Source organism: Megasphaera sp. AM44-1BH, assembly GCF_003467125.1.
Classification (GTDB): Bacteria; Bacillota; Negativicutes; order Veillonellales; family Megasphaeraceae; genus Megasphaera.
This window is the reverse complement of the sequence record NZ_QSFA01000005.1, coordinates 44,446-69,984: the sequence shown is the minus strand read 5'-3', so window position 1 is coordinate 69,984 and position 25,539 is coordinate 44,446. Positions and strand designations below refer to the sequence as shown.

Below are 25,539 nucleotides of genomic sequence, written 5' to 3'. Positions count from 1 at the left end.
GCCCTTTCGTTATACCGCAGGCTGCGCCTGTGGCTTATTTATTTTTCTTTGCCAGTGCTTCTTTGCCGGCTTTCAGTGTTTCGATGATCTTATCGACATCGTAGACAGTACCTCTCCATGTACCGCCGCTGACATCCTGCAGGGCAGCCCAGAGACGGGTATCATCGGGCAGATCGTCGTCTTCGTGGATGGCCGGGTTCGTTTCCCGTTCGGCCAGGACTTTGGCGCCTTCTTCATAGGTCAGTTTATGGTCTTTCGTACCGATGAAGTTCAGGCTGCCTTTGAGGTTTACCGTATCGACAATGATTTCTACGACGTCGCCGTCACGGAGTTTGCCGATAGGACCGCCGGCCAGTGCTTCCGGTCCTACGTGGCCGAAGCATGCGCCCGTCGATACGCCGGAGAAACGGGCATCGGTGATGAGGGCTACGTGTTTGCCAAAGGACAGGTGTTTCAGGGCGGAAGTCAGCTGATACGTTTCTTCCATGCCGGTGCCCATGGGGCCGCCAGCCATGACTACCATGATATCGCCGGCTTCTACGCCGCCGTTCTTGAGGGCCGTAATAGCCGCTTTTTCAGACGGATAGCATTTGACCGGTGCCGTATGACGGTATACATGGTCGTCGTCGATGACAGACGGATCAATAGCCGTAGATTTGACGACCGAGCCTTCGGGAGCAATATTGCCAGTCGGGAAGGTAATGGTCGAGCCGATACCTTTGGCTTTTGCCTGTTCCGGGCTGAAAATAACGTCGTCCACGTTGAGGTTATCCAGTTCTTTCAGGCGCTTCTGGCAGGATACACGGCGCTGGGACTGTTCCCACCAGTCGAGGTTTTCACCAAGGGTGCTGCCCGTAACGGTCATGACATCTTCGTGGAGCAGACCCATCTTGCGCAGGTGCAGCATGACTTCCGGAACGCCGCCAGCCATGAATACGTCAACTGTCGGGTAGTTGATCGGGCCCATAGGCAGAACGCTGACCAGACGGGGAACTTCTTTGTTGACACGTGCCCAGTCGTGAACGGTCGGTACGTGGCAGCCAGCCATGAAGGCGATAGCCGGGAGATGGAGCAGGAGGTTGGTCGAACCGCCGAATGCGGCATGGATGACCATGGCGTTTTCGATAGCTTTATCGGTAATGATATCTTTCGTCGTAATGCCGGCTTTGTACAAATCCATAGCGGCAACAGCCGATTTTTTAGCCATATCGTACCAGATCGGTTCACCAGACGGAGACAGGGCAGCGTGAGGCAGGCAGAAACCGAGGCCTTCGGCTACGACCTGGCTCGTGCCGGCTGTACCGAGGAACTGACAGCCGCCGCCACCGCTGGCACAGGCGATGCAGCCCAGACGGCAGGCACGGTCGAAGGATAATTCTTTATTGGCATAGCGTACGCTGATGGTCTGTACGGTACCGAGGTCTTCCCCGTCGTTCGGCATGAGGGTAGCGCCGCCGGGGATGAGGATTGTCGGAAGGTCATGCATGTTGGCCAGGGCCATCATCATAGCCGGCAGGCCTTTATCGCAGGATGCGACACCGATGACGGCTTTGCGGGTCGGCAGGGAACGGATGAGGCGGCGCATGACGATAGAAGCGTCATTGCGGTACGGCAAGGAATCGAACATGCCCGTCGTGCCCTGTGTACGGCCATCGCAGGGGTCGGTAACGAAAGCGGCAGTCGGGACATAGCCCATGCCTTTTAATGTATCGGCCGCTTCTTTCAAGAGGCCGTCCAGTTCGAAATGACCGGGATGGAGGCCGACGGCAATGGTCGTACCATCATCTTTTTTGAGACCTCCATAGGTGCTGATCATCATGACATCGCCGTTGGCCAGGGCCTTGGGGTCCCAGCCCATACCGGCGTCAATGGTCATGCCGAAAATATTGCCGCTCGGGGAATTACGCAGCGTTTCCGGAGTCAACGGCAATACGCCATCCGGTCCGTCTGCATGTGTGCGCGAACGGAGGATTAAGTCCGATGCATCATTAGCATACAATTCTTTTACTGACATTGAAATCTCTCCTTTTCTTACAAAGCATTCACTAGTCAATTCTTTAAACATAAAAATCAATCTGGAACTGTAGTATACCAGTTTGGATTGATAAAAGCCAGACAAAAAAACCTGGTGAATGTACGTTCATAGTACCGTAAAAATCCCCGGCTGTCAATGAATCCGGGCTTGCAATTATAGGTCGTTTTTCCTTTATCCATGCATATATGGCATAAAAAAGTCGTCTGATCCATTGCTGCTATGAATCAGACGACAGGAGCGTACCATATATTATTTTGTTTCTTTCTTGACAGCCTGCTTGTTGTTGCGTTTCATGAGGTTATCCAGATCGATGCCGTCGATAAAGGCCTGGAGCTTTTTCACCGTCGGCGGTCTCTTGGAGAAATGCATGCAGTATTCGCTGACCGGGACCCCCTGGAGATTGAGGGCTTTCTTGGCCACCTGCGGGAACGGCGTCTTGGACGAATAGATGTACATCAGGCCATTGACTTTTTCCTGGCAGTCAAACATGTATTCCCAGTTCTTTTCATTGATGGCCCGGCACCATTCGGAACAGAGTTTCGGAGCGAAGTTGGACAGGCCGCCGATGCAGCCGTTGCCACCGCTGAGCATGATATGGACGAGGTTTTCATCATAGCCGGAGTACACGATGAAGTCAGGGAATTCTTCCTTGGTGACTTCAATCAGCTTACGGGTATGAGAGAAGAGTTCAATCGTGTCTTTGTAGCCGACGAGGTTTTTATGTTTGCGGAGCAGATTGAGGGTGATTTCCGGTGTCACATCATCACCGGTCGCACCGGGATAGTTGTAAATGAATACCTTGCCGCGTACCTGGGGCAGGACCGTATCATAATAGGCTTCAATATCTTCCGCGCTGAGCGGGAAATAATAGGGGCAGACAATCATGACGGCGTCTGCACCGGCATCGCAGGCATAGTTGGAAAGTTCTACTGTATCGCGGACGCTCATGCAGCCCGTACCAATCATGCATTTGACTTTGCCTTTGATATAGGGTACAGCAATGTCGATGAGGCGTTTCTTCTGTTCCATAGACATAGCAAAAAATTCACCTGTGCTGCCCATAACGACGATGCCGTCTACACCGCCTTTTATGAGGAAATCATAGACCATTTCATTGCCTTTCTGGTCTATATTGCCTACGCGGTCAAAAATGGTGACGACAGGCGTTAAATATTCTGCTTTTTTCATGCGTATCCCAATCCCTTCTGCACTGTAATCTGTTGTTTATTCGTATATGCTAACTTGGTCGTTATTACGAACCATGCATTTATTCTACATGAAATCTGCTGAATGTCAAGACTAAAAAACCGACATTTTTCTTGTATCCTGCATACAACTATATCCCTTTTTTCACATAACAGGCCTTGTTTCATGAAGACAAAAAAAATATAGAGTATGCTGTTTTCGTCAGCATACTCTGTACATATATATAATAGGTATTTTATTTTTTATTCATCAACGGCAGCAGATACCGGGCATCGGCCTCTGTATCGATATCGGCGAGCTCTATTGACGGTACGTCATATAGCCAGCACTGCTCCCGGTATTTCTTCAACAGGGCTCCGGCGCCGCGGTCACCACGGAGAGACATAAGTTCCTGGCAGAACGTACTGCAGAAAACAGCCGGGTTTCCTACGACGCCCGATGCCCGCATGGCCCCAACAGACTGTCCTGACCGGACATAGCCCAGCAAAAACCGGGCAATGGTCCGTGCCTGCAGCAAAGGCCGGTCGGCCACAAAAAATCCATAGGCGTCACCATCGAGAGCCGCCGTGCCAATGCGGATAGAAGCGGCTATGCCTTCCTTACTGGCATCATTGGGCCAGACCAGTGCTCCCTGTTCCCGGCACCACTGGCGCAGTGTTTCATAGGGCGAAATGACCGCCAGATCACACGAAATCCCTGCCTGGTGCACGTATTTCATTGCCCCGGCCAGCTGGAGGAATCCGTGCTGATACAGGGGTCTTCCGGCAAAAGGAGTGAGAAGTTTATTCCGGCCAAACCGGCGCCCCTGCCCCGAAGCCAGATATATGAGGTTTATATGCATGGAATCCCTTCGTTTCCCACAAAAGACGTGATGAGCCCTGCCGGAAGATCCATTTCCTGTAATATCAGGCTGGCAGCAATGCGGTGCTGTGGCGTATCCGCCTGATTCAGCACGGGAAGGACAGGAATATCCCGTATTATGCCGGCAAGGCAGCAGTTCTGCCAGAGCCGGGCAAACAACTGGATAGATAGCTGTATTTCGCCATCAGCCGCTTCAGGCGGGCAGGATCGTCCAAACCGCCGGGCCGCGTCGGACGCTTCATCCCAGCGGAAGCAGACGGCCTGCAGGGGCTGTCCCAGTGCCGACAGGCCGGCAATACACAGCACGGCATCACACCGGGACGGGAGGACCGGCTCGTTCTGCCCCATTATTTTAAAGGGACGCTGCCGCGATCCGTCAGCTTCGACCAGGACGACATCGGCATGACGCGATGCCGCTTCATAGGCATCATCGCCAATATACGAAATTTTACCGTTTTCACAAAAAAGCCCTGCGACGGCAATACCTGTTTCCTGCAGCTGCCGGATGATCATGGCGGCATCACCGGTCAATACGCCATACCGTTCCGGCCGGTACATATGAGTCGTCGTCACGACGAGGATCCGTTTCCCCTTTTCTGCCAGTTCCTGTGCCAGAGCAGCAATGCACGATGTTTTGCCGCCGGCCCCGGTAACGGCCAGTACGACAGGGGAATCTTTTCTTTTCAGTCCCGGCAGGATCCGGCATATGCCATCCCACAAAGACGGTACACGTTCATCCGACTCTTTTTTATATACGATAATGTTCATTCCTATACGCTCTCCAGACTTTGGCATCCTTTTTTTCGCGCCCTTCACGGCGGGCCCGGACAGCAATGAGTTCGGCAGCGATACTGACGGCGATTTCTTCCGGCGTCGCCGCCGAGATGGGCAGGCCGATAGGCGCGTGACAGGCGTCGATAGCATCTGCAGAAAATCCATCGGCCAACAGCTTGGAACGGACAAACGCTAATTTTGCCCGGCTGCCGATGACCCCGATATAACAGGGATGGCAGGAAAGGGCATATTTCTGTGCGTCATAATCCCCCAGATGGCCACGGGTCATGATGCAGACATAATCATCGCCTGAGACCGGGACGTAGTCTGCCAGATGGTGGAAATCGGCTGTAATCCTGGCTGCCGCATCAGGAAACCGGCTGGCAGATATAAATTCGCTGCGGTCTTCGACAACAGTACAGGAAAAATCCAGCCCTGTCAAGAGTGGAACCAGCGCTTTTGCTACATGACCACCCCCGAAAACGATGACATGCCGGGGATGAGCCAATATTTCTTTATACAGGGAATGACCGGGAAGGGATACCATCCCCGGTATCTTCCGGTCCCGCCCAGGTTCTTCCGGAAGATGCTGCAGATACGATGACTGACCGCAGCAGACCGGTCCGTCGTCTGTAAAAAGAGCCATTCCCCAGTGAGCCGGATCCGTCAGATCCCAAAAAAGCCGGCAGGCCTGCTGCTCGGCCAAACACTGTGCCGTCCGGTCCAGCAGGGGCATCAGGGACGGGACAGACCGGTCGAAATACTGGCAGAATACGCGCAGCTCGCCGCCGCATACAGCCCCGATATCCGCTTTGGGATCTTTGTGCAGGACCAGCGGCAGAATGAACGACGTCTTTTCCCTGAGAGCTTTTCTTCCGGCTTCACAGGCCAGGTGTTCCTGATATCCTCCCCCGACAGTCCCCGGTGCCGAGCCGTCTTCCAGAATCAGCTGATGGCTGCCGGCACCACGGGGAGTCGAACCCATCGTATCAATGATGGTCAGTAACACGACACTGCGGCCGGCAGAAAGTTCTTCTAACAGTTTTAAAAACAGAGATTTCATCGTATACAACGTTCCTTTCTTTAGGTATGCAGAAGCAGGATATCACGGGAGGATACGGAAAGAAACGCTGCCTGTGGCGGCCTCTGTCCATTTTTATCCACCTGCCACCAGAGAGACGGCGATTCTGCCGCCTGTCCCCGGTAGCGGAATTGCACCAGCCAGGAAAAGGGCCGCTCCAGGACCGTCTCTATCAGAACGGCCCGGCCATTGTCTTCACATGCCGGCACAAAGGACTGTTCCCGTATAGCTACGGCACACAGGTCCGGCGGAGCTGGCCGGTCCGGGTGAAAGCGGAGATTCCAGTCCGGCACGAATACGTCACCGCCCATAAGGCGGGCCGGCGCCATATTCCGGCATCCCGTCAGGACAGCTGCCGCCCTCGTAGGCGGTGCAGAAAAGATGTCCTGCACCGTCCCGGCTGAATCGACGTGCCCGTCTTCCAGAACGACTATATGCTGGCACAACTGATAGGCCTCATCCCGGTTATGGGTGACGAGCAGGACATCTTTGTCGTAGTACGTCAGAAGCTGCTTTAAATCGGCCAGGAGCTGCTCTTTGAGCCACGTATCGAGGGCGCTGAACGGTTCATCGAGAAGGAGGATATCCGGTTCGTTGATGAGGCAGCGCGCCAGAGCCGTCCGCTGCTGCTGTCCACCTGAAAGCTGCCCCGGCCGCTGGTCCGCAAGACCGGTCAGATGCATCCGTTCAATCATATCACCGACCCGTTGCCGCCGCTTTCGTTTATCCCTGATGTGGCGGATACCGCAAGATATATTTTCCGCTACCGTCATGTGGGGAAACAGGGCATAATTCTGGAACAAATATCCTATATGACGGTTCTGGACGCTCACATCGGTGCGGGAACGGGAATCGAACAACACGCGGTCATTTAGTACGATCCGTCCGGCATCGGGCGTCTCGATACCGGCAATGCACTGCAGGGTCTTGCTCTTGCCGCTGCCGGAGGCGCCCAGGATGCCGAGGACGCCGCCATTTGTCTCTAAGTGGACGGACAGCGTAAAGGCGCCCAGCTTCTTTTCTATATGGACAGACAGGCTCATACGGGACTTCTCCTTTCACGGCTTCTTTTTTTCATATATATTGATGGTGAGCAGCACGACCGCGCTGATGGCGATATTGATGAGGACCCAGATGAACGCATGGTATTCATCGTTGATACGCCAGAGCTGATAGACCGTCGTAGAAATCGTTGCCGTATTGTGCGGGATATATCCGATAAGCATGGTCGTCGCCCCATATTCCCCCAGCGCTCTGGCAAAGGCCAGCACCGTACCGGCAATGATACCCTGACGGCAGCAGGGCATGCGGATATGCCAGAAAATATACGTGTCGGACAAGCCCAGTGTCCGGCCACTCCAGGCCAGTGTTTCATCAAAACTTTCAAAGGCCCCGCGGGCCGTACGGTACATGAGCGGGAACGCCACCACTGCCGAAGCGAGGACGCCGCCATACCAGGTCATGACAAAGCGGATGCCCATATCATTGAGGAACATGCCGACGGGATGTTTCAGGCCGAAGACGAGGAGGAGCAGCCAGCCGCATACCGTCGGAGGAAGGACCAGGGGCAGCGTGAGGACGACATCGAGGATTCCCTTTAAGACACGGGGCAGACGGGCCACGTAATAGGCCAGGCAGATGCCACTGAAAAAGACGAGGACGCAGGAAATCCCGGCGATGCGCAGGCTGTTCCACAGAGGATACCAATCCATCATATCCCTTCCTTACGATACGGGGCTGAAGCCGACACTCTTGAAGACCTGCATGGCCGCATCGCCTTTCAGATAATCCAGGAAGGCCTGAGCTTCCTGCTGATGCTGGCTGTTTTTCATGACAGCAGCCGGATAAATGACCTGGCCGCACATATCTTTCGTCGCTTCATCGACGGGCTTCAGCTGGGCACTAAAGGCATCGGTCGCATAAATGATGCCGCAGTCGGCGCTGCCTTCCTTGACCTGGGTCGTCACTTCCTTGACATTGGAGCCATAGGTGATGTGGCCGGCACTGGCAATCGCGTTTTCATCGAGACCATAGAATTTCAGGATTTTCTGCGTATACTGGCCGACGGGCACATCGCTGTTGCCCATGACCAGACGGATAGAGCCGGCTTTCAATTTGGCAGCCATGTCATTGAAATTCTGAATGCCTCCGGGATTTCCTTCCGGTGTGACCAGGACGACTTTGTTTTCCAGAAGATTGACCCGGCTGTCGCTCTTGACGAAATCGAGGCCGTCGGGATTGGCTTTTTTATCCTGGGAGCCATCGAGCTGGTTCATCTGCTTCTGGGCAGCAGAGATGAATAAATCACATTCAGCCCCGTTCTGGATCTGCGTTTTCAGCGTACCGGATGAATCGAAATTGAAAGAAATTTCTACGTTGGGATGTTCCTTCTCGTATGCTTTGGCAATCTGGTTCATCGTTTCTGTCATGCTCGCCGCAGCAAATACAGTAAGATGGACCTTGTCTTTTCCTCCCGATGCCGTTTCCTTCTGCCCGGATCCACATCCGGCCAGGGCAAACACCAATGTTCCCGCCATAATCGCTGCCATTACTTTTTTCCATATCATGTACATCAGCACCTTTATTAACGATTGATATATTGTTATTTCCGGGCACAATCCCCGCTTTCGCCGCGCAGCAGATCGAGGCCGTGGGGAATCGTATCCAGAAAGACATCCATGCATTCCTGACAGGCTTTCTCACTGCCCGGCAGGTTGATGATCAACGTTCCTTTGCGTATGACGCTGACCGCCCGGGACAGCATAGCCCGCGGCGTTATCCTGAGAGAGGCCGCCCGCATGGCTTCGGCAATGCCCGGTGCTATCCGGTCAGCAACTGCCATCGTCGCTTCAGGCGTGATGTCCCGGGGAGAAAATCCCGTACCGCCCGTCGTCACGATGAGGTCCACCTGACGCTGGTCTGCCAGCCGGCAGAGCTGCTGCCGGAGTGCTGCCGCCTCATCGGGGAGGAGCAGCGTTTCCACGACATCATACCCTGAATCCTTCAGTCTGGCTGCAATAGCCGGTCCGCTCGTATCCTGGCGTTTTCCCTGACTCCCCTTATCGGACAGGGTAATGACCGCCGCCTGATACGGACGCCGCTCCCGGCGTTCTGCCAGGACCAGTTCGTCGCCAGTCCGCGCGATGCCGCCGCGTATGACCCGGGCAAACACGCCTTCCCTGGGCATGATGCAGTCCCCTACGGCCTGATAAATGGCGCAGTGCTGATGACATTCCTTGCCTATCTGGGTCAGTTCCAGCAGGACATCACCACTTTTAAACAGTGTCCCTACTGGAAAGGTAGAAAAGTCAAATCCGCGGACGACGAGGTTCTCCCCGAAGGCCCCATTCTCTACCTGGGCCCCGCGGGCACGGAATGCGTCGATCCGGTCTGCTGAAAGCAGACTGACCTGACGGTGCCAGTGACCGCCATGGGCATCGCCGCGGATGCCCCAGTCAGCAACGAATTCTGCCGACCCGACAGGCCGTTTCTGCGTCCCCCGGGCTGTACTGATACATATGGCTTCTATGCGTCCCATATTATCCTCCAATCTGATTCATCGTTTTATGTTCTGTAATCCGGTCTGCATCAGCAAACTGGTGTTGTTCCGGCTTTGCCAGTACGGCTCTGGCCACGGCCTGCCGCAGCCGCTCCTGACGGTCTGTACGGCCGCCTCTGATGATGTCTTTTACAGATACGCCCTGTTCATAGCACAGACAGGGCTTCAGTATTCCCGTGCTGGTAAGGCGCAGCCTGTTGCAGCTATGACAGAACCGGTGTGTATTGGCCCCGATAAAGCCAATATTCCCCGTAAGGGATGCACTGCCGTAATAGACGGCCGGTCCGTTGCCATGGCGTTGGCACGGGGTCAGATCGGGCCAGACCTGTTTCAGCCGGGAAAGGGCCTCACCGGTAGCAATTCCTTTCATCTGCCGGCCGCAGCCAATAGGCATGAGTTCAATAAACCGCACATCCAGCGGCCAGTCACGGGCCAGCATTGCCAGAGGCAGGATCTGTGATGCCGTTTCTTCCAGAAGTACAGCGTTCAGTTTTATCCGGATTGGCAGCGTCAGAGCCTGCCGGACAGCAGACAGGACAGTGTCGAGCCGTCCCCCGCCGGTCAGAGCCGCATACTGACTGGCCAAGAGCGTATCCAGACTGATATTGATACTGCTTACCCCGGCCTGCATAAGAGCAGGAAGCGCATCCTGAAGGAGCTGTCCGTTAGTGGTCAGCGTCACATCACGGACTCCCGGAAGCGACGTGAGCCGGGATATAAAGGAAAGGGCGCCCTTGCGCACGAGCGGTTCTCCCCCGGTCACTTTGAAGCGGTTGATTCCCAGCGACACGGCGGCTTCACAGATTTCCAGTATTTCTTCATAGCGCAGGATATCATCGTGGCTGACAGACGGCACATCAGAAGGCATGCAATAACGGCAGTGCAGATTGCAGCGGTCTGTCAGCGAAATGCGCAGATAGTCAATGGTACGGCCCCAGGTATCACGCATGATGGGTCTCTCCTGTTCCATAGATAAAATGACCGCTTTTGCCGCCCTTCTTTTCTATCAGGTGCACCTGTTCGATGTGCATGCCCTTATCTACGGCTTTGCACATATCATATACCGTAAGAAGCGCAATAGAGACGCCGGTAAGCGCTTCCATTTCGACGCCCGTCCGGCCCTGGCAGCGGACCAGGCACCGGGCTTCGATGGCGCGTTCCTCCGGTATGAGGGAAAAAGTCACGGCACACTTGGTCAACGCCAAGATATGACACAGGGGAATGAGATCGCTCGTTTTTTTTGCCCCCATGATGCCAGCTATCTGAGCCACTGTGAGTACGTCGCCTTTTTTCATCGTCCCGTCCTGTACCATGGAAAAACAGGTATCGCTCATATAAATCCGCCCCGCAGCCACGGCTTCTCTGGACGTTATCTCTTTCTGGCCAACGTCCACCATGCGGGCATTGCCCGCTTCATCCATATGAGAAAAATGTTCCATCAGTTCCTCCTATTTGCCAAATCCGCAGTTCGGGAAGGTACAGACCGGGCAGTTCAGGCAGTATCCGCCTTCGCCCAGAGACGCCAGCTGATCCGCCGTAACGGGGACGCCGGCAATGAGGGAGGGCAGGACGAGGTCAAATATGGTCCGGCGGGCATACATGACACATCCCGGCAGTCCTATGACAGGCCGTCCGTCCGGCATATAAGACAGGAGAAACATGGCCCCGGGCAGGACCGGCGCCCCATAGGAAACGATACGGGCGCCCGTGTTTTTAATGGCCAGCGGCGTCTGGTCGTCAGGATCGACACTCATGCCGCCTGTACAAAGCACCATATCCAGCTGCTGTTCCAGCATGCCCTGGATAGCCTGTGTAATCGCCGCCGGATCATCGTCAAGGATCTCATGGGCTTCCATCACAGCTCCGAATTCTGCCATTTTGGAAACGATGACATCGGTAAACGTGTCTTTGATACGGCCGTGGAATACTTCACTGCCTGTCGTCACGACGCCATAACGAATTTTCCGGAAAGGAACGACCTGCAATAGCGGTCTGGGGCCGGCGGCCTGTTTTGCCGCTTCCATCTTTTCTTTTTCAATGACCAGGGGGATGATCCGCGTCCCGGCCAGACGGTCTCCCTTCTTGACGGCGAATCCGCCGTGCCGTGTGGCAATCATCATCTGTCCCAGGGCATTGACCCGGTACAGTCCCTGCGTATCGACGAGAAACAGGCCGTCGCAATCTGCCGTCAGTTCAATTTTTCCTTCTTTGGGTTCGCCGGCAGCAATATGACTGCCCTGACAGATATCCCGCAGGATGACCGCTGCATCATTTTCATGAAGCATGTGTTCATTATTTTCCCAGATATAAATCTGTTCTTTTCCCACAGAAAGCAGGACGGGAATATCTTCAGGCTGTATGATATGGCCCTTGCGGAATACCGGGCCCTTGCTCACGCCGCGGATAATCTGTGTAATATCATGGCAGAGTACCTGCCCGACAGCATCGACAGTACGCATTTTTTTCATCGTTCCTGCACTCCTTTTTTCTTCTGGTCCATCAGGACAGCCGTCAGCACGGCCCCGCCCAGGCAACGGGCTTTATCGGAAATAGTAAAACAATTTTTGAATTCTTCTTTTCGAGGGTCGATATCGGCTACTTTATATCCGGTGGGGACACGATATCCATCCCGTATAAGGCCCCGTACCAGACCGGTCAGGCTGGCCCGCAGCAGCGTTCCTTCCGTATGGACAGAAACAGCATTTTGTGGTGTGCTGGTGATGACGGCCAGAGGGTCGCCCTTTTCCACCATATCGCCGATCCGTACCAGCCCGTACAGATACCCCGCAGCCGGACTATGCATCACCCGTTCTTTTCCGTATCCGGCAATGATGCCGGGAATGCCCGTATCGGCAGCCGCCATGCCATCGGTGATAATCCGGCCCAGATTATGTCCCCGCTTCGTTTCAATGACGTAATCTGTATCACCACCAGCCGTAAATCCCGGACCGAGTCCGATGACACAGGGTGCCATGTTGCGCTCCGTGCCCAGATTCCGTTTGGCCAGGATTGCATCGACGACGACAGCAGGCTTAAGATCGGCAATGGCCTGTCCTTCCGGATCGACCATGACGGGAATCCTGTTTTCTTTCCAGGTCTGCTGCACGTCCTCATAGGTATGGCAGCAGACAGCCGTCATATCTTCCACCGTGCAGCATCCGTCATACACGGCCTCGGACAAAGCCACCTGACGGCGGATGGCCGAGGGAGCGGCCGTTTCCAGAGACAATACGGGAAATCCGGCCCGCCATACGGCTTGTATGACGCCGGTCGCCAGGTCGCCACCACCGCGGACGATAATGCAATTATGTTGTTTCATGACCTAACTCCTTTAATTTGGCAATTTCACTGGGGTTGAACGACAGTTCAAACTCCCTTTTTGCTGTTTCGTTTACCTTTTCTTCCAGTTTTTCATATCGCTGGAGAAGAATTTCCGCAGCCTTCGTCAGCCGGCTGTGTCCGCCATGACTGCCTCCGGCCTGTCGTTCCGTCAGGGGAAATCCCCAGATCTGTTCCGCCGCCCGCACGACCGTCCAGGCTTTGCTGTAAGACATGTGCATGGCCTGGGCAGCCCCCTGCAGCGACCCCGTGCGCTGCACGCCGGAAAGCAATTCGGCTACACCGGGTCCAAAGGCTTTTTCATCGGTCATCATACGGACTGTGACCTTGCACTGCAGTACCTTATCTTTCTTTCTGTTCATGACGGTCTGCTCCTTTCAGGCGATATATTTGTGTGCGAATAACGCCAGGGAAAAGAAAACCGGCTTCGTTCCGGCCGGTTTCTTTTTATTTTCTTAATTATAATCCATGTAACCCCCGTCTGAAAAGGTACGATCTGCTTATTTTTTTACCTGTTTTCTGGCATACGGCGTCCCTTTCAGCGGAATTTCCGTCTGGAATTCGCCATTCCAGCGATAGTACGCTCCTGCTACGGCAGGCGCCGTCGGGATAGATGTGATTTCACCGACGCCGATAGCCCCGTATGATACGTCTACGCCTTTCTTTTCCAGTGGAATGGCAATTACATCCGGTGCCTTATCGGCCCGGAATAATCCCAGCGTACCGTATTTAGCCGTCGGCCTGCCGTGATCGAGAGGATACTGTTCGGTCAGGGCATAGCCGCAACCCATGATGGTACCGCCTTCAATCTGCCCTTCCAGACTTCTGGGATTGACGACTTTTCCTACGTCATGACAGGCCACCATCTTTTTGATTGTGCCATCTTCATTGAGGATACATACGTGAGTAGCATATCCGTAGGCGACATGAGAAACGGGATGTTCCTTGCCGGACGTCCCCATGGCATCGGTTTTACCGTAGTATTCGCCATAGTATTCGGTCCCGTCCAGTAATGCCAGGTCTTCTGCCGTAAAGCGTACGGCTGCCGTTTCCGGCGATTCTTCTTCGACCATGACATCTTCCAGATAGGCACTGGGCGTACTGCTCGATACATAGACCAGTCCCTTCCGGGCAAACAGGGCCCGGCGCAAAGCCTTAGCAGCCCGCCGGCCCGCTTCTCCCGTAAGAGTCGTCTGCCGCGAACCGGAAGTCGTGCCCGCATCGGGAGCCGTAGCCGTGCTGGGATTATGCCAGCGGATATGGCTGACAGGAGCACCTGCCGCCTGGGACACGATCTGCGTCAGGACCGTGCCGACGCCCTGGCCGATGCAGGAGGCACCGGCATGGATATGGATCGTACCACCTTCCACGACGAGGCGGCAGCGGCCATAATCAGGCAGTCCCACGCCGACGCCGGCATTTTTGAGGGCACAGGCGATGCCCACATAGGGACCGCTGTGATAATACGTATCCTTTACGGCTTCCAGCGTCTCTGCCAGCCCCGTCGCCGGATCGGCAATCTGCCCGTTCGGCAGTACCTGTCCGGGCCGGATGGCATTGCGGTAGCGGATTTCCCAGGGATCGATCCCCACCATTTCCGCCAAAAGATCCAGATTCCGTTCTGTCGCAAAAATCGTCTGGGTCACGCCAAATCCGCGGAACGCACCTGCCGGCGGATTATTGGTATACACGGCCGTCCCATCGATATCGATGATCTGATAGTTATAGGGACCGGCTGCATGGGTACAGGCCCGCTGAAGCACGGGACCGCCCAGAGAGGCATAGGCACCGTTATCGGTCACGGCTACGAGCTTCATAGCCGTCAGTATGCCCTGTTCATCACAGGCCGTCGTCAGGTCCATGCTGAACTGATGGCGCTTGGGATGGATGAGGATACTTTCCTGCCGGGTCAGTTTACATTTGACGATCCGCTTCGTCTTATAGGCAATGAGCGCTGCCAGATGCTGGACCGTCACATCTTCCTTTCCGCCGAAGCCGCCGCCGACGAGTTTATTTTCGACGATGACTTTTTCCTGGGGCAGTCCCAGAAGGAGAGCCGTTTCCCGCCGCGTATCATAGGGGCTCTGATCGGTCGAATAGATATATACTCCATCATCGAAAGGCATGGCTACGGCACATTCCGGTTCCAGGAAGGCATGTTCCGTCCACGGCGTTTCATAATGGCGTGTCACTTTATATTTCGAGGCGGCTATGACTGCATCGGCATCGCCGCGCACGAGATGTTCATGGACGAGGACGTTGGACCCGTGGGACGGGTGGACCAGCGGAGCCCCTTCTGCCAGGGCTTCGGCTGCCGACGTCACCGGTGGCAGTTCTTCATATTCGATTTCCACGAGCTTCTTGGCTTCTGCCAGGATGTCCGGCGTTTCCGCCGCAACCAGTACAATGGCATCTCCCAGAAAATGAGTCGTCCTGCCGACACCGATGAGAGTATCCCAGTCGGTCTTGAGATGCCCGACTTTGACAGAACCGGGAATATCATCAGCCGTCAGGACACAGACCACGCCGGGCAGGGCCTTTGCCTTTTCCGTATGGATAGCCCTGACGATGGCCCGGGGATACTTGCTGCGCACGGCACTGCCATAACACATGCCCGGCAGATCAACCTCATCAAGATCGTCTACATATTGTCCGGTTCCCAGTACTTTCCCTTTGACGTCAATGCGGTGGCAGGCCGAACCTACCTGAGGATATTCGGCTTCTTCCGGTACAGGCGTTCCCTTATCCAGCATATCCGCTGCCAGGGAGATGGCGTCGATAATTTTCTTGTAACCGGTGCAGCGGCAGATATTATTGCGGATGGCCGCGGCTATCTCTACCCGGTTCGGCCGTGGATTGGCATCAATGAGCGCTTTGCCGCACATGACCATACCGGGAATACAGAAGCCGCACTGCACGGCCCCGGCTTCTCCGAAGGCATAGACGAATACGTCCTTTTCACGCTGTGACAAGCCTTCGACGGTCAGAATATGTCTGCCTGCCAGACGGCCTGCTTTCTGCACGCAGGTCTTCGTCGCTTTTCCATCGATGACGACGGTACACGTACCACAGGCGCCTTCGCTACAGCCGTCTTTTACCGACTTCAGCCGCAGATCATTGCGCAGAATATCCATTAGTTTGCGTTCCGGATCAACTTCCATTTCCCGATTGTTGATCCACAATTTACATGTCCTATCCATAACAGTCCTCTTTCCGCCCTGACGGGCTTTCAGTGATATGTCTGTCATGGCTGCCATTTCGCCCAAAACCGGCAAACCAGCTTTGGGCGGGGGAAAATACCAGACAGGAACATACGAATATGAAGTTTGTATTTTCTATTTTTTAGTGTGACACAGCCCGTGTCTCATACGCTGTCAATCTTTCCTATATTATACCCTGACGATATCTTCATAGGCAACGGTGCGTTTGCGGTGCAGCAGGGTTCCATAGCCTTTCTGACCGGTAAAGGTATTATCTCTGGCAATGATTTTGCCGCGCAGCATGACCAGATCGATAGTGCAGTCTGTTGTCATGCCGTTATAGGGGGAATATCCACAGGTCGTATGCAGATTATCGTGGCTGAAGGTGCGCTTCTTCGACGGGTTGATGAGGATGACGTCGGCATCGCTGCCCGGCAGAAGGGTTCCTTTTTTCGGATAGAGTCCAAAAATTTTCGCCGCATTGGTACTGGTAGTCTGTACGAATTGTTCCAGTGAAATCCGTCCTTTCAGGACCCCTTCGCTGAATACAAGCGGCATCCGTTCTTCCACGCCGGAGACACCGCCCGGGCAATTCCGGAAATCAGCAACATTTTCCAGTTTTTCCTTTTCCGTAAAGGGGCAGTGATCCGTGGCAATGACCTGAACCGATCCGTCGCGCAGCCCCTGCCAGATTGCCTCGTTATCTTCTTTCTTGCGCAGTGGCGGCGCCATCATGTATTTGATGGCTTCTTCCGGTCCGCCATCGCGGAATTTATCTTCTGTCAGGAGCAGGTACTGGGGGCACGTTTCGACATAGATATTCTTCTGCCCTTCCCTGCGGGCCAGCCGTACCTGATCCAGACTTTCGTGAGCGGAAAGATGGACCACATAGACCGGCGCATCCCCATCGGCGCGGGCTACGGAAAGAAGCATGTTGACACTTTCCGCTTCGGCAATATTGGGACGCGTCAGAGCCTGCCCGATAGGCAGCAATTCATCAGGCTGCAGTTCCCGGCGCAGCGTATTGGTAATGGTATCATTTTCCGCGTGGACCGTGAGCAGGCCGTGGTGTTCTTTCATTACTTTCAGGATGGGCATGAGCTGGGGTTCCGTAATGGGAAATCCATATGTCGTATAGGCCTTGAAGCTGGGAAAGCCTTCGTCGATAATATCTCCAAGTTCACTGAGTATATCGGCATCGACGTGCTGGAATACGCCATGGAAGCTGTAATCTACCGGGCAGTCTGCTGCCAGTTTCTGATAGACGCCGAACTGATGATGAAGCGAACATCCTACAGGGCCAAAGGCCATGTGATCGATAATCGTCGTCGTACCTCCGCAGGCAGCAGCAACGCCGCCCGTATAGAAGGTATCGCAGGCCCGGTATTTCGGCGACTGCTGCAGGTCCATGTGCGTATGAGGGTCGATACCGCCAGGGCAGACATACATCCCGTCGGCATCGATGACTTCTTCAGAACCGTGATAGATACCTTTTCCCAGTTCTTCTATGATGCCGTCATTGATTTTTAAATCGGTCTTGACGTGCTGTCCTTCGAGACAAATTATTCCGTTTTTGATGACGTATTGCATGATGAATTACCTCCCAACTTGCAAACCAGGGCGTAGGTAATACAAGCGCCGAGTGTACCAAATACATAGGCATTATTAAAGAGCGGGCTCAGGGCAGGTACCCATTTACCGGCAAAGATAATAATAGTAAAGATGAGCATGATGGCAATGGCCCGCACATTCCATCCATTGGAATAGAAATATTTGCCCGGTCCTTCAATATAGGCATCGACGATGCTCAGTTCCGTATGGTATTCAAAGAGATAGGCCGCAATGTAGATGCCGGAAATAGGCCCGATAAGAGCGCCCAGGAGCTGGGTGACATCAAAAATCAGGTGATACGCACTGGAAAGAGAATTCCACGGCTGGGCAAACAGGGACAGGAAGGCGACGAAAATAGCCACTTTCCGGTAGCTGAACCGTCCTTTCACGTAGGAGGCAACGATGTTGACCGGCGGAATCAGGTTGCCGGCAACGTTGGTCGTAAGGATAGCCATAATAATGAACAGGGAAAAAATGAGGCGGATTACCGGGCTGGGGAAGCAGCCGACGAGGACAGCCGGTTCCCAGATTTCTTTGCCAAAAGCCAGCCAGGCACCTGCCGTACCGCAGATACCGACAAAGGCGATGTACCCGGTCATGACAGGAGCGCTGATAATCTGGCCTACGATCTGGGCTCTCTGATTGACGCAGCTTCTCGTAAAATCGGGCATAGACAGAGCAATGCCACCATCGAATGCGATCATAGCGGAAAGGGCCGGCCAGAACAAGGTCCAGAAGTCCGTATCGCCGCGGGCCTGTACGACCTGGGCACTGAGCAGCGTATCGAGGCTCCAGCCCGCTGTCGATAATCCCCAGACGATGACGATAAGGCTCATGGCAATAAGGGCCGGGGCAGAGATGCCTTCCAGGATTTTAACGGCTTTATTGCCCGAAGCGGCAATGTAGACGTTGAGTGCCCAGAAGATGAGAAAGGAGATAAAGAGTCCCGGAAATCCCAGGTCGCCCCAGGCAGGAAAAACAGTAGAAATAATAATGCTCGTAGCCTGGCCGCCGATCCATGCCTGGACACCGAACCAGAAAATGCCGAGGATGCCACGGATGATAGCCGGCACGCACAATCCATTCTGGCCAAAAATGGCCTTGCCCAGCATGGCGTAGTTCATGCCGTATTTGACGCCATAGTGACCGATAATCATGGCGACGGCCATGACCAGCGTATGACCCAGGACGATAGTAATCAGCGCTTCATACCAGGTCATGCCGGCCACGAGGAGGCCGCTGGCTACCTGGTAAACGGCAACGGATACGATAATACCGATCCAGAGATTGGCCATATCCTTCGTATGCCAGTCCCGCTTTTCCCGGGGAATGGGTTTCGTCGCATCGCTGTAAAAATTTTTGTGAGCCTGAATTTCTTTCACTCCGGCATCGGTCAGGCTGACGATGCCATCTTTTTCTTCCTGATAGGGACTCATAAAAAATCACCTCCGAAAATATATACACTTTATATGCATATATAATACATCGTAATTAGAGAAAAAGCAAAGAGGGCCTCCCTTCTCACCATAACACATATGAATAATCCTTGAACAGGGTATCAATCAGTTTCCGGACCGGTTCTTCTAAAAGAGACGGTTCCGATCCGCCCACGGTGTACTCTGTCATCATCCCATCCATGCGGACGCGGAAACGGCCGGTCTCAGGCTGTACCAGGAGTATTCCCGGGTTCGTGCTGTCATCCATATCGGCCCCGGTACGGAATACAGTCAGTTTGTCTTTATACGGTGCGCCCTGCCAGGGACAGAACGACCGGCAGTTCCCGCATTCATTGCAGAGGGCATCGAGATGGATAATCTGCCGGTGCAGGAGTCCCGGCACCGGTACGGCCATATTGGCCCGGTTGGGACAGACTTCGGTGCAGACTTCACAGACAGCATCGCACTGCAGACAGCGTCGGTCACACCCTGCTTCAGGAGCCATGATGAGCTGACCGCGCTGGGAATAGACGACTTCTTCATCCGCTGCCAGTTCCGTATCGACACTGACCGGCATGTTCAGGATGGCTTCAGCTGCCCGTTTTCCATCGGCAATACATTCTACGACAGACGTCGTCTTTCCATAGTGACCGTCCCCGATGACGATCAGTCCCGGAATATCTGCCGGTTTGGCACCGCCCATGAGCCCCTTGACACCACAGGCTGCCAGCACATAATCGAAACCAGCCAGTTTATCGGCCCGGCTGATATCACGGCCCGTTTCGATACGGACGCCCATTTTTTCAATCAGGGAAATGTCCTTGCCGATGGCATCAGCCGTAATCTGCCCTTTTTTGTCGCACAGGAAGGAACGGACCATACCGCCGGCCACATCGTTCTTTTCAAACACAGTGACATCGACACCACCGCGGGCCAGGAAATAGGCGGCAGACAAACCGGCCGGGCCGGCGCCAATAATGGCCGCCTTCTTCCCGCATCCTTCTGGCGGCATGAGTTCTGCTATGACGGCATCGTATCCCTTTTCTGCTGCGATGAGCTTATTGCGCCGGATTTCTACAGGACTTTCATAGAAATTGCGGGTACAGCTGTTCATGCACATATGGTAGCAGATTGTACCGGTGATAAAAGGCAGGGGATTTTTTTCCAGAATGATTTCCAATGCTTCCTTGTATTTACCCTCCCTGACAAGCGTCATATACGCCGGGATATCCTGATGAATGGGACAGGTATCACTGCAGGGAGCCATAAAGCAGTCTATGACCGGTAGTGCCCTGTCATTTTTGCGTTCCTGCCGTATCCGTGGAAGCGGTGCATAATACGCATCGCCGCAGGCACGGTTCAGAAGATTCCCGATTTTTTCTCCATCGACACGTTGGAAAGATGAAGCCCCGTCCCCGCAAAACACGCCGGCCAGCTGGTACAGCCGTTCATAGCCACCAGGTTTTAACAGGGTTGTAGCCACCGTAACGGGCCAGATGCCGGTTTGTACAATGTCTCTTATATTAAAGACATCGGCACCGCCACTGTAGGAAATACGCAGGCTGCCGGAAAAGTCCTCTGTCAGTTTTTTCGCTACATTCATGGAAAGGAAGAACAGGGGTTTGCCCGACATGTACATTTCCTCGCCCGGAAGCTCTTCGTTTTTGATGTCCACAGGGAAGGTATTGGTCAGCTTGACGCCGAACAGGAGTCCTGTATCTTCTCCCAGTTTCTGCAGGCGCTGCAGCATCGGTACGGCATCATCATAAGCCAGGTCATCCTTGAAATGACGGTCCGTAAAAGCCATGTGGCTATATCCCAGCTCATCGATGGTCTTCCGGACGAAATCATATCCCAGGAGAGTCGGATTGCATTTGACAAAGGTATTGAGATGCTTTTCTGTCAGGAGATACGTCGCAATCCGTTCGATTTCTTCCGGCGGACAGCCGTGCATGGTAGAAACGGTCACGGAATTGCAGATAGTTCCCGGGATGGCCCGTATGTCTTCTTCTGTCAGGTGCTGGAACAAGTCCGTATGGCCCAGGAGCCAGTCCCGGCATTCCCGGAAGATGTCCGTCCGGGATGCATCCTTCAATCCCTCAATGAACCCATCGATTTTAGGACTGCTGATGCCTTCCAGATTATATCCGACAGACATATTGAACTGGAATCCATCCATGGCACCGAGGCCGTACTCTTTGGCCAGGACATGGAGGAGGAACCAGGCCTTGACGTATTCTTCAAAGGCCTTGGAAACAGTCAGCTCCGTAGACCATTCGACGTTATAACATTCATCATCGGCATGGATGCACGGTTTGGCTACCGGCAGGTCTTCCCCATCGAGAGTCTGCACAGTCTTGAGTTCAAAGAAACGGGCGCCTGCCGCATAGGCTGCGGCGATATTCTGGGCCAGTTGTGTGTGTGGCCCGGCAGCCGGTCCAAAGGGCGTTTCCAGTTTTCTTCCAAATATCGTGTATGTACGGGACGGGTCGGCCTTATATAAGTGATGTACACCGTACACGGTTTTACCATGACGCTCTCCCAGAAGCCATTTCATGAGATGTTCGAAGGGCAGTGAATACATTCTGTCGCTCATCGTCTTTCTCCTTTCTCTGTCATCCATTGATCCGCCGGGCCAGTTCTGCTGCCCCGGTGCGGATTTTTTCCATCATTTCCTGTTCATCACATACGAGAAGTTCCCGGTCTTTCATAAGGACTCTGCCGTCAGCGATGGTCGTCACGACATTACGGCCGTTCATTCCGAACAGGATGTGGCTGTTGATATTGTCTGCCGTAAGCGGAGTAGGCGGTATATAATCGACGACGATGGCATCGGCAGCCGCTCCTTCTTTTAGTACACCCAGAGGTCTGCGGAAATAACGGGCCGCAATTTCTGCGTTGTTTTCAAAAAGCATTTGCGGCACTTCGGTCCAGGCGGCATTGGCATCACAAAGATGGTGTTTGTGCAGGACATTGGCCGCTTTATACGATTCGATCATGTCATGCGTATAGCCATCGGTCCCCAGGCCGGTCACAATGCCCCGGTGCACCAGTTCCAGTGCAGGCGGGCAGCCGCAGGCATTGCCCATATTAGATTCAGGATTGTGCACGACCATCGTATCCGTATATTTCAACAGGTCCATTTCATGGGGATTGATGTAAATACAATGACCCAGCAGCGTATGCGGTCCCAGTACATCCCAGTCATAGAGCCGGTCTACGATCCGTTTGCCGTATTTTTTCAGGCAGTCATGCAGATCTTCGATGCCTTCTGCCACATGAATGTGATACCCTGCCCCGGATGGTTTATGACAGGCCGCCAGTTCCATCGTTTCATCGCTGATTGTGAACTGGGCATGCATACCCATCATGCCGGCGAGCATATCCGTCGTGTCCTGCTGGGTATGACGGATCCAGGCTTCATTTTCCAGTACCGCTTCTTTTGCTTTATCCTTGCCGTCCCGGTCTGAAATTTCATAACACAGGCAGGAGCGGACGCCCATCTTTTGGGCGGCGTCGCCAATAGTGAACAGGCTGTCTTTGATTTCACCATAACTGGCGTGGTGGTCGAAAATCGTCGTCACGCCGTTTTTGATGCATTCTATATAGGTTTCTACGGCGCTCAGCCAGGTAAGGTCATTGGTCAGATGACGGTCGATGTTCCACCAGAGGCCATCGAGAATGTCGAGGAACCCCCGGGGAGCGTATCCATTGATGGCAAGGCCGCGGGCCATGGCACTATAAATATGTTCATGGGCGTTAATAAACGCCGGCATGATCAGCCCGCCACGGGCATCAATAAAGGTGGCATCTTTATATTTCTGCCTGAGATGCCGCAACGGCCCGACAGCGCAGATTACGCCCCGGTCCATTGCTACCGCTCCATCAGGTATCCAGTTCTGTTCTTTCGTACGCGTCACAACCGTACCATTTCCAAGAAGTAACATATTCTATCCTCCGTTTTTCCTGCTGCCGGAGCAGTAATCCGTTCTGACGATACACAGTATATGCATTTTGTTAATAGTGTTTTTGCCGTTTCTGTATCTAAAAACATATTAGCATTTTATCTGTATGTGTGTCAAATGTTTTTTAGGATAACTAATTTTTATTTAGCAATCGGTATGACTATTTTTTTACTATGCATTCAGGACATAAAAAAAACACTGCCTGTACGGAATAGTGTTCCGGCGGCAGTGCCGTATGATTATATTATAGATGTTTCCTGCCATAGGCAGCCCATCCATAGGGAATAGACAGGAAGAAAACCGCCCCGGCTATATTGCCCAGTGTCACCCAGAGCAGATTATACCCGTATCCGGCCAGAGTAATGCCCGGTGCAGCCGGCAGCAGTATCGCCAGTGTCATGACGGTCATGTTGGCAATACAATGCTCAAATCCCAGCGTATAAAAGACGTACAGACACCAGAACGTCATGATCAATTTACCTGCATCGGAATGGCAGCGGAAACTGCTCCAGATGGCCAGGCAGACGAGGATATTGCAGAGAATGCCCCGGAAAAAGAGTTCCAGCGGCGGCAGACTCATTTTCATGGCCGCCGCTTCCGTTATCGCCTCTGCCGTCGTACCCGTGTCATAGCCGGCACCATAAAACAGCAGCGATAATATAACCGCTCCCAGCCAGTTTCCGCCATAGCAGACGGCCCAGAGACACAGGACATCTCTGACAGAAATCAGTTTACGCCGCAGGCCATTGTACAGAACGAAGGCATTTCCCGTAAACATTTCCGCTCCGCAGATGATGACCAGGCTCAGGGCGACGCCGAATGAGGCACCCATGATGATATGCCGTGCCGGCCAGTCTCCCAGAAATCCACTGATCGTATAGGTCAGAAGGATGCCAACCCCCAGATAGGCACCTCCCAGAAGAGAGGCCATGACGTATCCTATAGGATTGTCTTTTAAAAACCGGACTTTAGCTGCGGCACTCCTGGCCGAAGCGTCATAGGTTTCCTGAAACACTATATCACCTTCACCCTGTCAAGATAGTTTTATTATACCATAACCGCATCAGTTTACACGGTTAAAAAGTGCCCCTTCACGGCCGGAGCCATAACGGGACACTTTGTCTTTTCTTATTTGATTTCTTTAGGTATGAGGAGATTCAGCGTAATAGCAATGAGAGACGCCGCTACGACAGGTGCCTTGCCAAAGATTGTCGTTACCCAGGCCGGGAACAGAGCCAGTGTCGCCGGTGCTGCCGAAAGGCCCATGCCCATAGCTACAGCCAGGCCGATGATAGCCGTGTTGCGCGGACTGGTTCCTTCCGAAAGAGCCAGTTTGATACCGGTCATGGCAATAGACGCAAATACAGATACCGTCGCCCCGCCGAGGACCGCATAGGGGATGGTCGTCAGAAGAGCCGAAAACTTCGGGAAAATGCCGGCAATGAGAATGATGATAGCTGCCATGCCCAGGACGTGGCGGTTTATGACCCGTGTCGTCGTGACGATACCGACGTTCTGACCGTAGGTAGACGTAGGCAGGAAGCCAAAGAACGCCCCCAGGATATTCGTCGCCCCAAGGCCCAGCAGAGCGCCATGCAGTTCCTGTGTTTCCGGCAGGCGGTTCATAGCCCCTGACGTAGTAGCCGAAAAATCGCCGATAGCCTGGATGGAATTGATGACAAATAAAATGGCAATAGCCACAATGGCCGACACATCAAATTCAATGCCGAAGTGCATAATCCGCGGTACTTCAAAATAACCGGCATTGGCCACATTGGTAAAATCCACCATGCCCAATATCAGGGCCAGGACATACCCGGCTCCCATACCGACGAGGATTGAAGCCAGCTTCAGGCTGCCACGGCCGAAGTGGGTGAAAAACGTGACCACCCCCAGCGTGAACAGAGCTACGACCCAGTTCTGCCACTGGCCGTATGTAGGCTGACCGATACCGCCGGCCATGTAATTTATAGCAATTGGATATAGTGACAACCCGACTGTAAAGACAACGGTCCCTGCTACGAGAGGCGGAAAGAAATGGCGGATCCGGTGGATGCAGAGCCCCACCAGGATAGCGACAAGGCCACCGACGACCTGGGCGCCAAAAATCGCGGCGATGCCGAATTCTTCTGTAATAGCCTGCATACTCGGCACATAGGCAAAGCTGACGCCGAAAATAACAGGCAGTCCCGCACCCAGATGAATCCCGCTGCGCGGCCCGATAGGAAATAACTGCAGCGCCGTACCAATGGCCGCCGCGATAAGAGAAGCCTGAATCAGGATGACACTGTCCGCCGGTGACAAATGGGCCACGCCAGCAATGATAATGGCCGGCGTAACGCAGCCTACGATCATAGCGATAACATGCTGCAGAGCAATAGGCAGTGCGACGCGGAAGAGCGGACGGCCATTGAGTTCGAATAAGGCAAGAGCCCGCTTTTTAGAATCCGTTTCCGGTGTCATAGTACGGCC

The 25,539-nt window shown here is 53.8% G+C and carries 21 protein-coding genes; all 21 read right to left on the bottom strand.

Features of this window, described 5'->3' with window-relative positions:
- Nucleotides 1–34: 34 nt before the first annotated feature.
- Entirely contained in the window at nucleotides 35–2,014 is a 1,980-nt protein-coding gene (locus DW949_RS05385) for a YjhG/YagF family D-xylonate dehydratase (RefSeq protein WP_118022222.1), read from the bottom strand.
- Between the two features lie 270 nt (nucleotides 2,015–2,284).
- A complete protein-coding gene (locus tag DW949_RS05380) occupies nucleotides 2,285–3,223 on the bottom strand; it encodes a dihydrodipicolinate synthase family protein (protein ID WP_118022221.1) in 939 nt (312 codons plus the stop codon).
- A gap of 253 nt (nucleotides 3,224–3,476) precedes the next feature.
- The gene (locus DW949_RS05375; RefSeq protein ID WP_118022220.1) at nucleotides 3,477–4,082 is read right to left on the bottom strand and encodes a nucleotidyltransferase family protein; all 606 of its coding nucleotides are present in this window, start codon (nucleotides 4,080–4,082) and stop codon (nucleotides 3,477–3,479) included.
- Nucleotides 4,073–4,870: a selenium cofactor biosynthesis protein YqeC gene (gene yqeC / locus DW949_RS05370; RefSeq protein ID WP_158570641.1), complete on the bottom strand. Its 798-nt coding sequence runs from the start codon at nucleotides 4,868–4,870 to the stop codon at nucleotides 4,073–4,075. The genes DW949_RS05375 and yqeC overlap by 10 nt, the downstream gene beginning before the upstream one ends.
- Entirely contained in the window at nucleotides 4,851–5,939 is a 1,089-nt protein-coding gene (locus DW949_RS05365) for an XdhC family protein (RefSeq protein ID WP_118022218.1), read from the bottom strand. Before DW949_RS05365 ends, yqeC begins: the two co-directional genes overlap by 20 nt.
- 20 nt (nucleotides 5,940–5,959) lie before the next feature.
- Complete coding sequence (locus tag DW949_RS05360; protein WP_118022217.1) at nucleotides 5,960–7,000, bottom strand: sulfate/molybdate ABC transporter ATP-binding protein; 1,041 nt, start codon at nucleotides 6,998–7,000, stop codon at nucleotides 5,960–5,962.
- A 15-nt stretch (nucleotides 7,001–7,015) separates the two neighbouring features.
- Nucleotides 7,016–7,672, bottom strand: coding sequence for a molybdate ABC transporter permease subunit (gene modB, locus DW949_RS05355; protein WP_233539500.1), 657 nt, complete (start codon nucleotides 7,670–7,672; stop codon nucleotides 7,016–7,018).
- A 9-nt stretch (nucleotides 7,673–7,681) separates the two neighbouring features.
- Nucleotides 7,682–8,524, bottom strand: a complete 843-nt coding sequence (modA, locus tag DW949_RS05350; RefSeq protein WP_118022215.1) for a molybdate ABC transporter substrate-binding protein — start codon at nucleotides 8,522–8,524, stop codon at nucleotides 7,682–7,684.
- A gap of 35 nt (nucleotides 8,525–8,559) precedes the next feature.
- Complete coding sequence (locus DW949_RS05345) at nucleotides 8,560–9,495, bottom strand: MOSC domain-containing protein (protein ID WP_118022214.1); 936 nt, start codon at nucleotides 9,493–9,495, stop codon at nucleotides 8,560–8,562.
- Between the two features lies 1 nt (nucleotide 9,496).
- Nucleotides 9,497–10,465 carry a GTP 3',8-cyclase MoaA gene (moaA, locus tag DW949_RS05340; RefSeq protein WP_118022213.1) on the bottom strand — a complete coding sequence of 323 codons (969 nt, stop codon included), beginning with the start codon at nucleotides 10,463–10,465 and terminating at the stop codon, nucleotides 9,497–9,499.
- Nucleotides 10,458–10,955, bottom strand: coding sequence for a cyclic pyranopterin monophosphate synthase MoaC (gene moaC / locus DW949_RS05335; protein ID WP_118022212.1), 498 nt, complete (start codon nucleotides 10,953–10,955; stop codon nucleotides 10,458–10,460). The genes moaA and moaC overlap by 8 nt, the downstream gene beginning before the upstream one ends.
- A gap of 9 nt (nucleotides 10,956–10,964) precedes the next feature.
- The gene (locus DW949_RS05330) at nucleotides 10,965–11,984 is read right to left on the bottom strand and encodes a molybdopterin-binding protein (protein WP_118022211.1); all 1,020 of its coding nucleotides are present in this window, start codon (nucleotides 11,982–11,984) and stop codon (nucleotides 10,965–10,967) included.
- Nucleotides 11,981–12,835: a selenium-dependent molybdenum cofactor biosynthesis protein YqeB gene (gene yqeB / locus DW949_RS05325; protein WP_118022210.1), complete on the bottom strand. Its 855-nt coding sequence runs from the start codon at nucleotides 12,833–12,835 to the stop codon at nucleotides 11,981–11,983. The genes DW949_RS05330 and yqeB overlap by 4 nt, the downstream gene beginning before the upstream one ends.
- Complete coding sequence (locus tag DW949_RS05320; RefSeq protein ID WP_118022209.1) at nucleotides 12,822–13,217, bottom strand: winged helix-turn-helix domain-containing protein; 396 nt, start codon at nucleotides 13,215–13,217, stop codon at nucleotides 12,822–12,824. Before DW949_RS05320 ends, yqeB begins: the two co-directional genes overlap by 14 nt.
- 138 nt (nucleotides 13,218–13,355) lie before the next feature.
- Nucleotides 13,356–16,055, bottom strand: a complete 2,700-nt coding sequence (gene xdh / locus DW949_RS05315) for a selenium-dependent xanthine dehydrogenase (RefSeq protein ID WP_118022208.1) — start codon at nucleotides 16,053–16,055, stop codon at nucleotides 13,356–13,358.
- 189 nt (nucleotides 16,056–16,244) lie between these two features.
- Entirely contained in the window at nucleotides 16,245–17,645 is a 1,401-nt protein-coding gene (gene hydA, locus DW949_RS05310) for a dihydropyrimidinase (RefSeq protein ID WP_118022207.1), read from the bottom strand.
- A complete protein-coding gene (locus DW949_RS05305; protein WP_118022206.1) occupies nucleotides 17,618–19,102 on the bottom strand; it encodes an NCS1 family nucleobase:cation symporter-1 in 1,485 nt (494 codons plus the stop codon). The genes hydA and DW949_RS05305 overlap by 28 nt, the downstream gene beginning before the upstream one ends.
- Before the next feature lie 85 nt (nucleotides 19,103–19,187).
- On the bottom strand, nucleotides 19,188–21,698 hold the full coding sequence (gene ygfK, locus DW949_RS05300) for a putative selenate reductase subunit YgfK (protein ID WP_118022205.1): 2,511 nt from the start codon (nucleotides 21,696–21,698) through the stop codon (nucleotides 19,188–19,190).
- A 19-nt stretch (nucleotides 21,699–21,717) separates the two neighbouring features.
- A complete protein-coding gene (ssnA, locus tag DW949_RS05295; RefSeq protein ID WP_118022204.1) occupies nucleotides 21,718–23,049 on the bottom strand; it encodes a putative aminohydrolase SsnA in 1,332 nt (443 codons plus the stop codon).
- A 262-nt stretch (nucleotides 23,050–23,311) separates the two neighbouring features.
- Complete coding sequence (locus tag DW949_RS05290; protein ID WP_118022203.1) at nucleotides 23,312–24,082, bottom strand: formate/nitrite transporter family protein; 771 nt, start codon at nucleotides 24,080–24,082, stop codon at nucleotides 23,312–23,314.
- A gap of 113 nt (nucleotides 24,083–24,195) precedes the next feature.
- Entirely contained in the window at nucleotides 24,196–25,530 is a 1,335-nt protein-coding gene (locus tag DW949_RS05285) for a uracil-xanthine permease family protein (RefSeq protein WP_118022202.1), read from the bottom strand.
- Nucleotides 25,531–25,539: the final 9 nt, after the last annotated feature.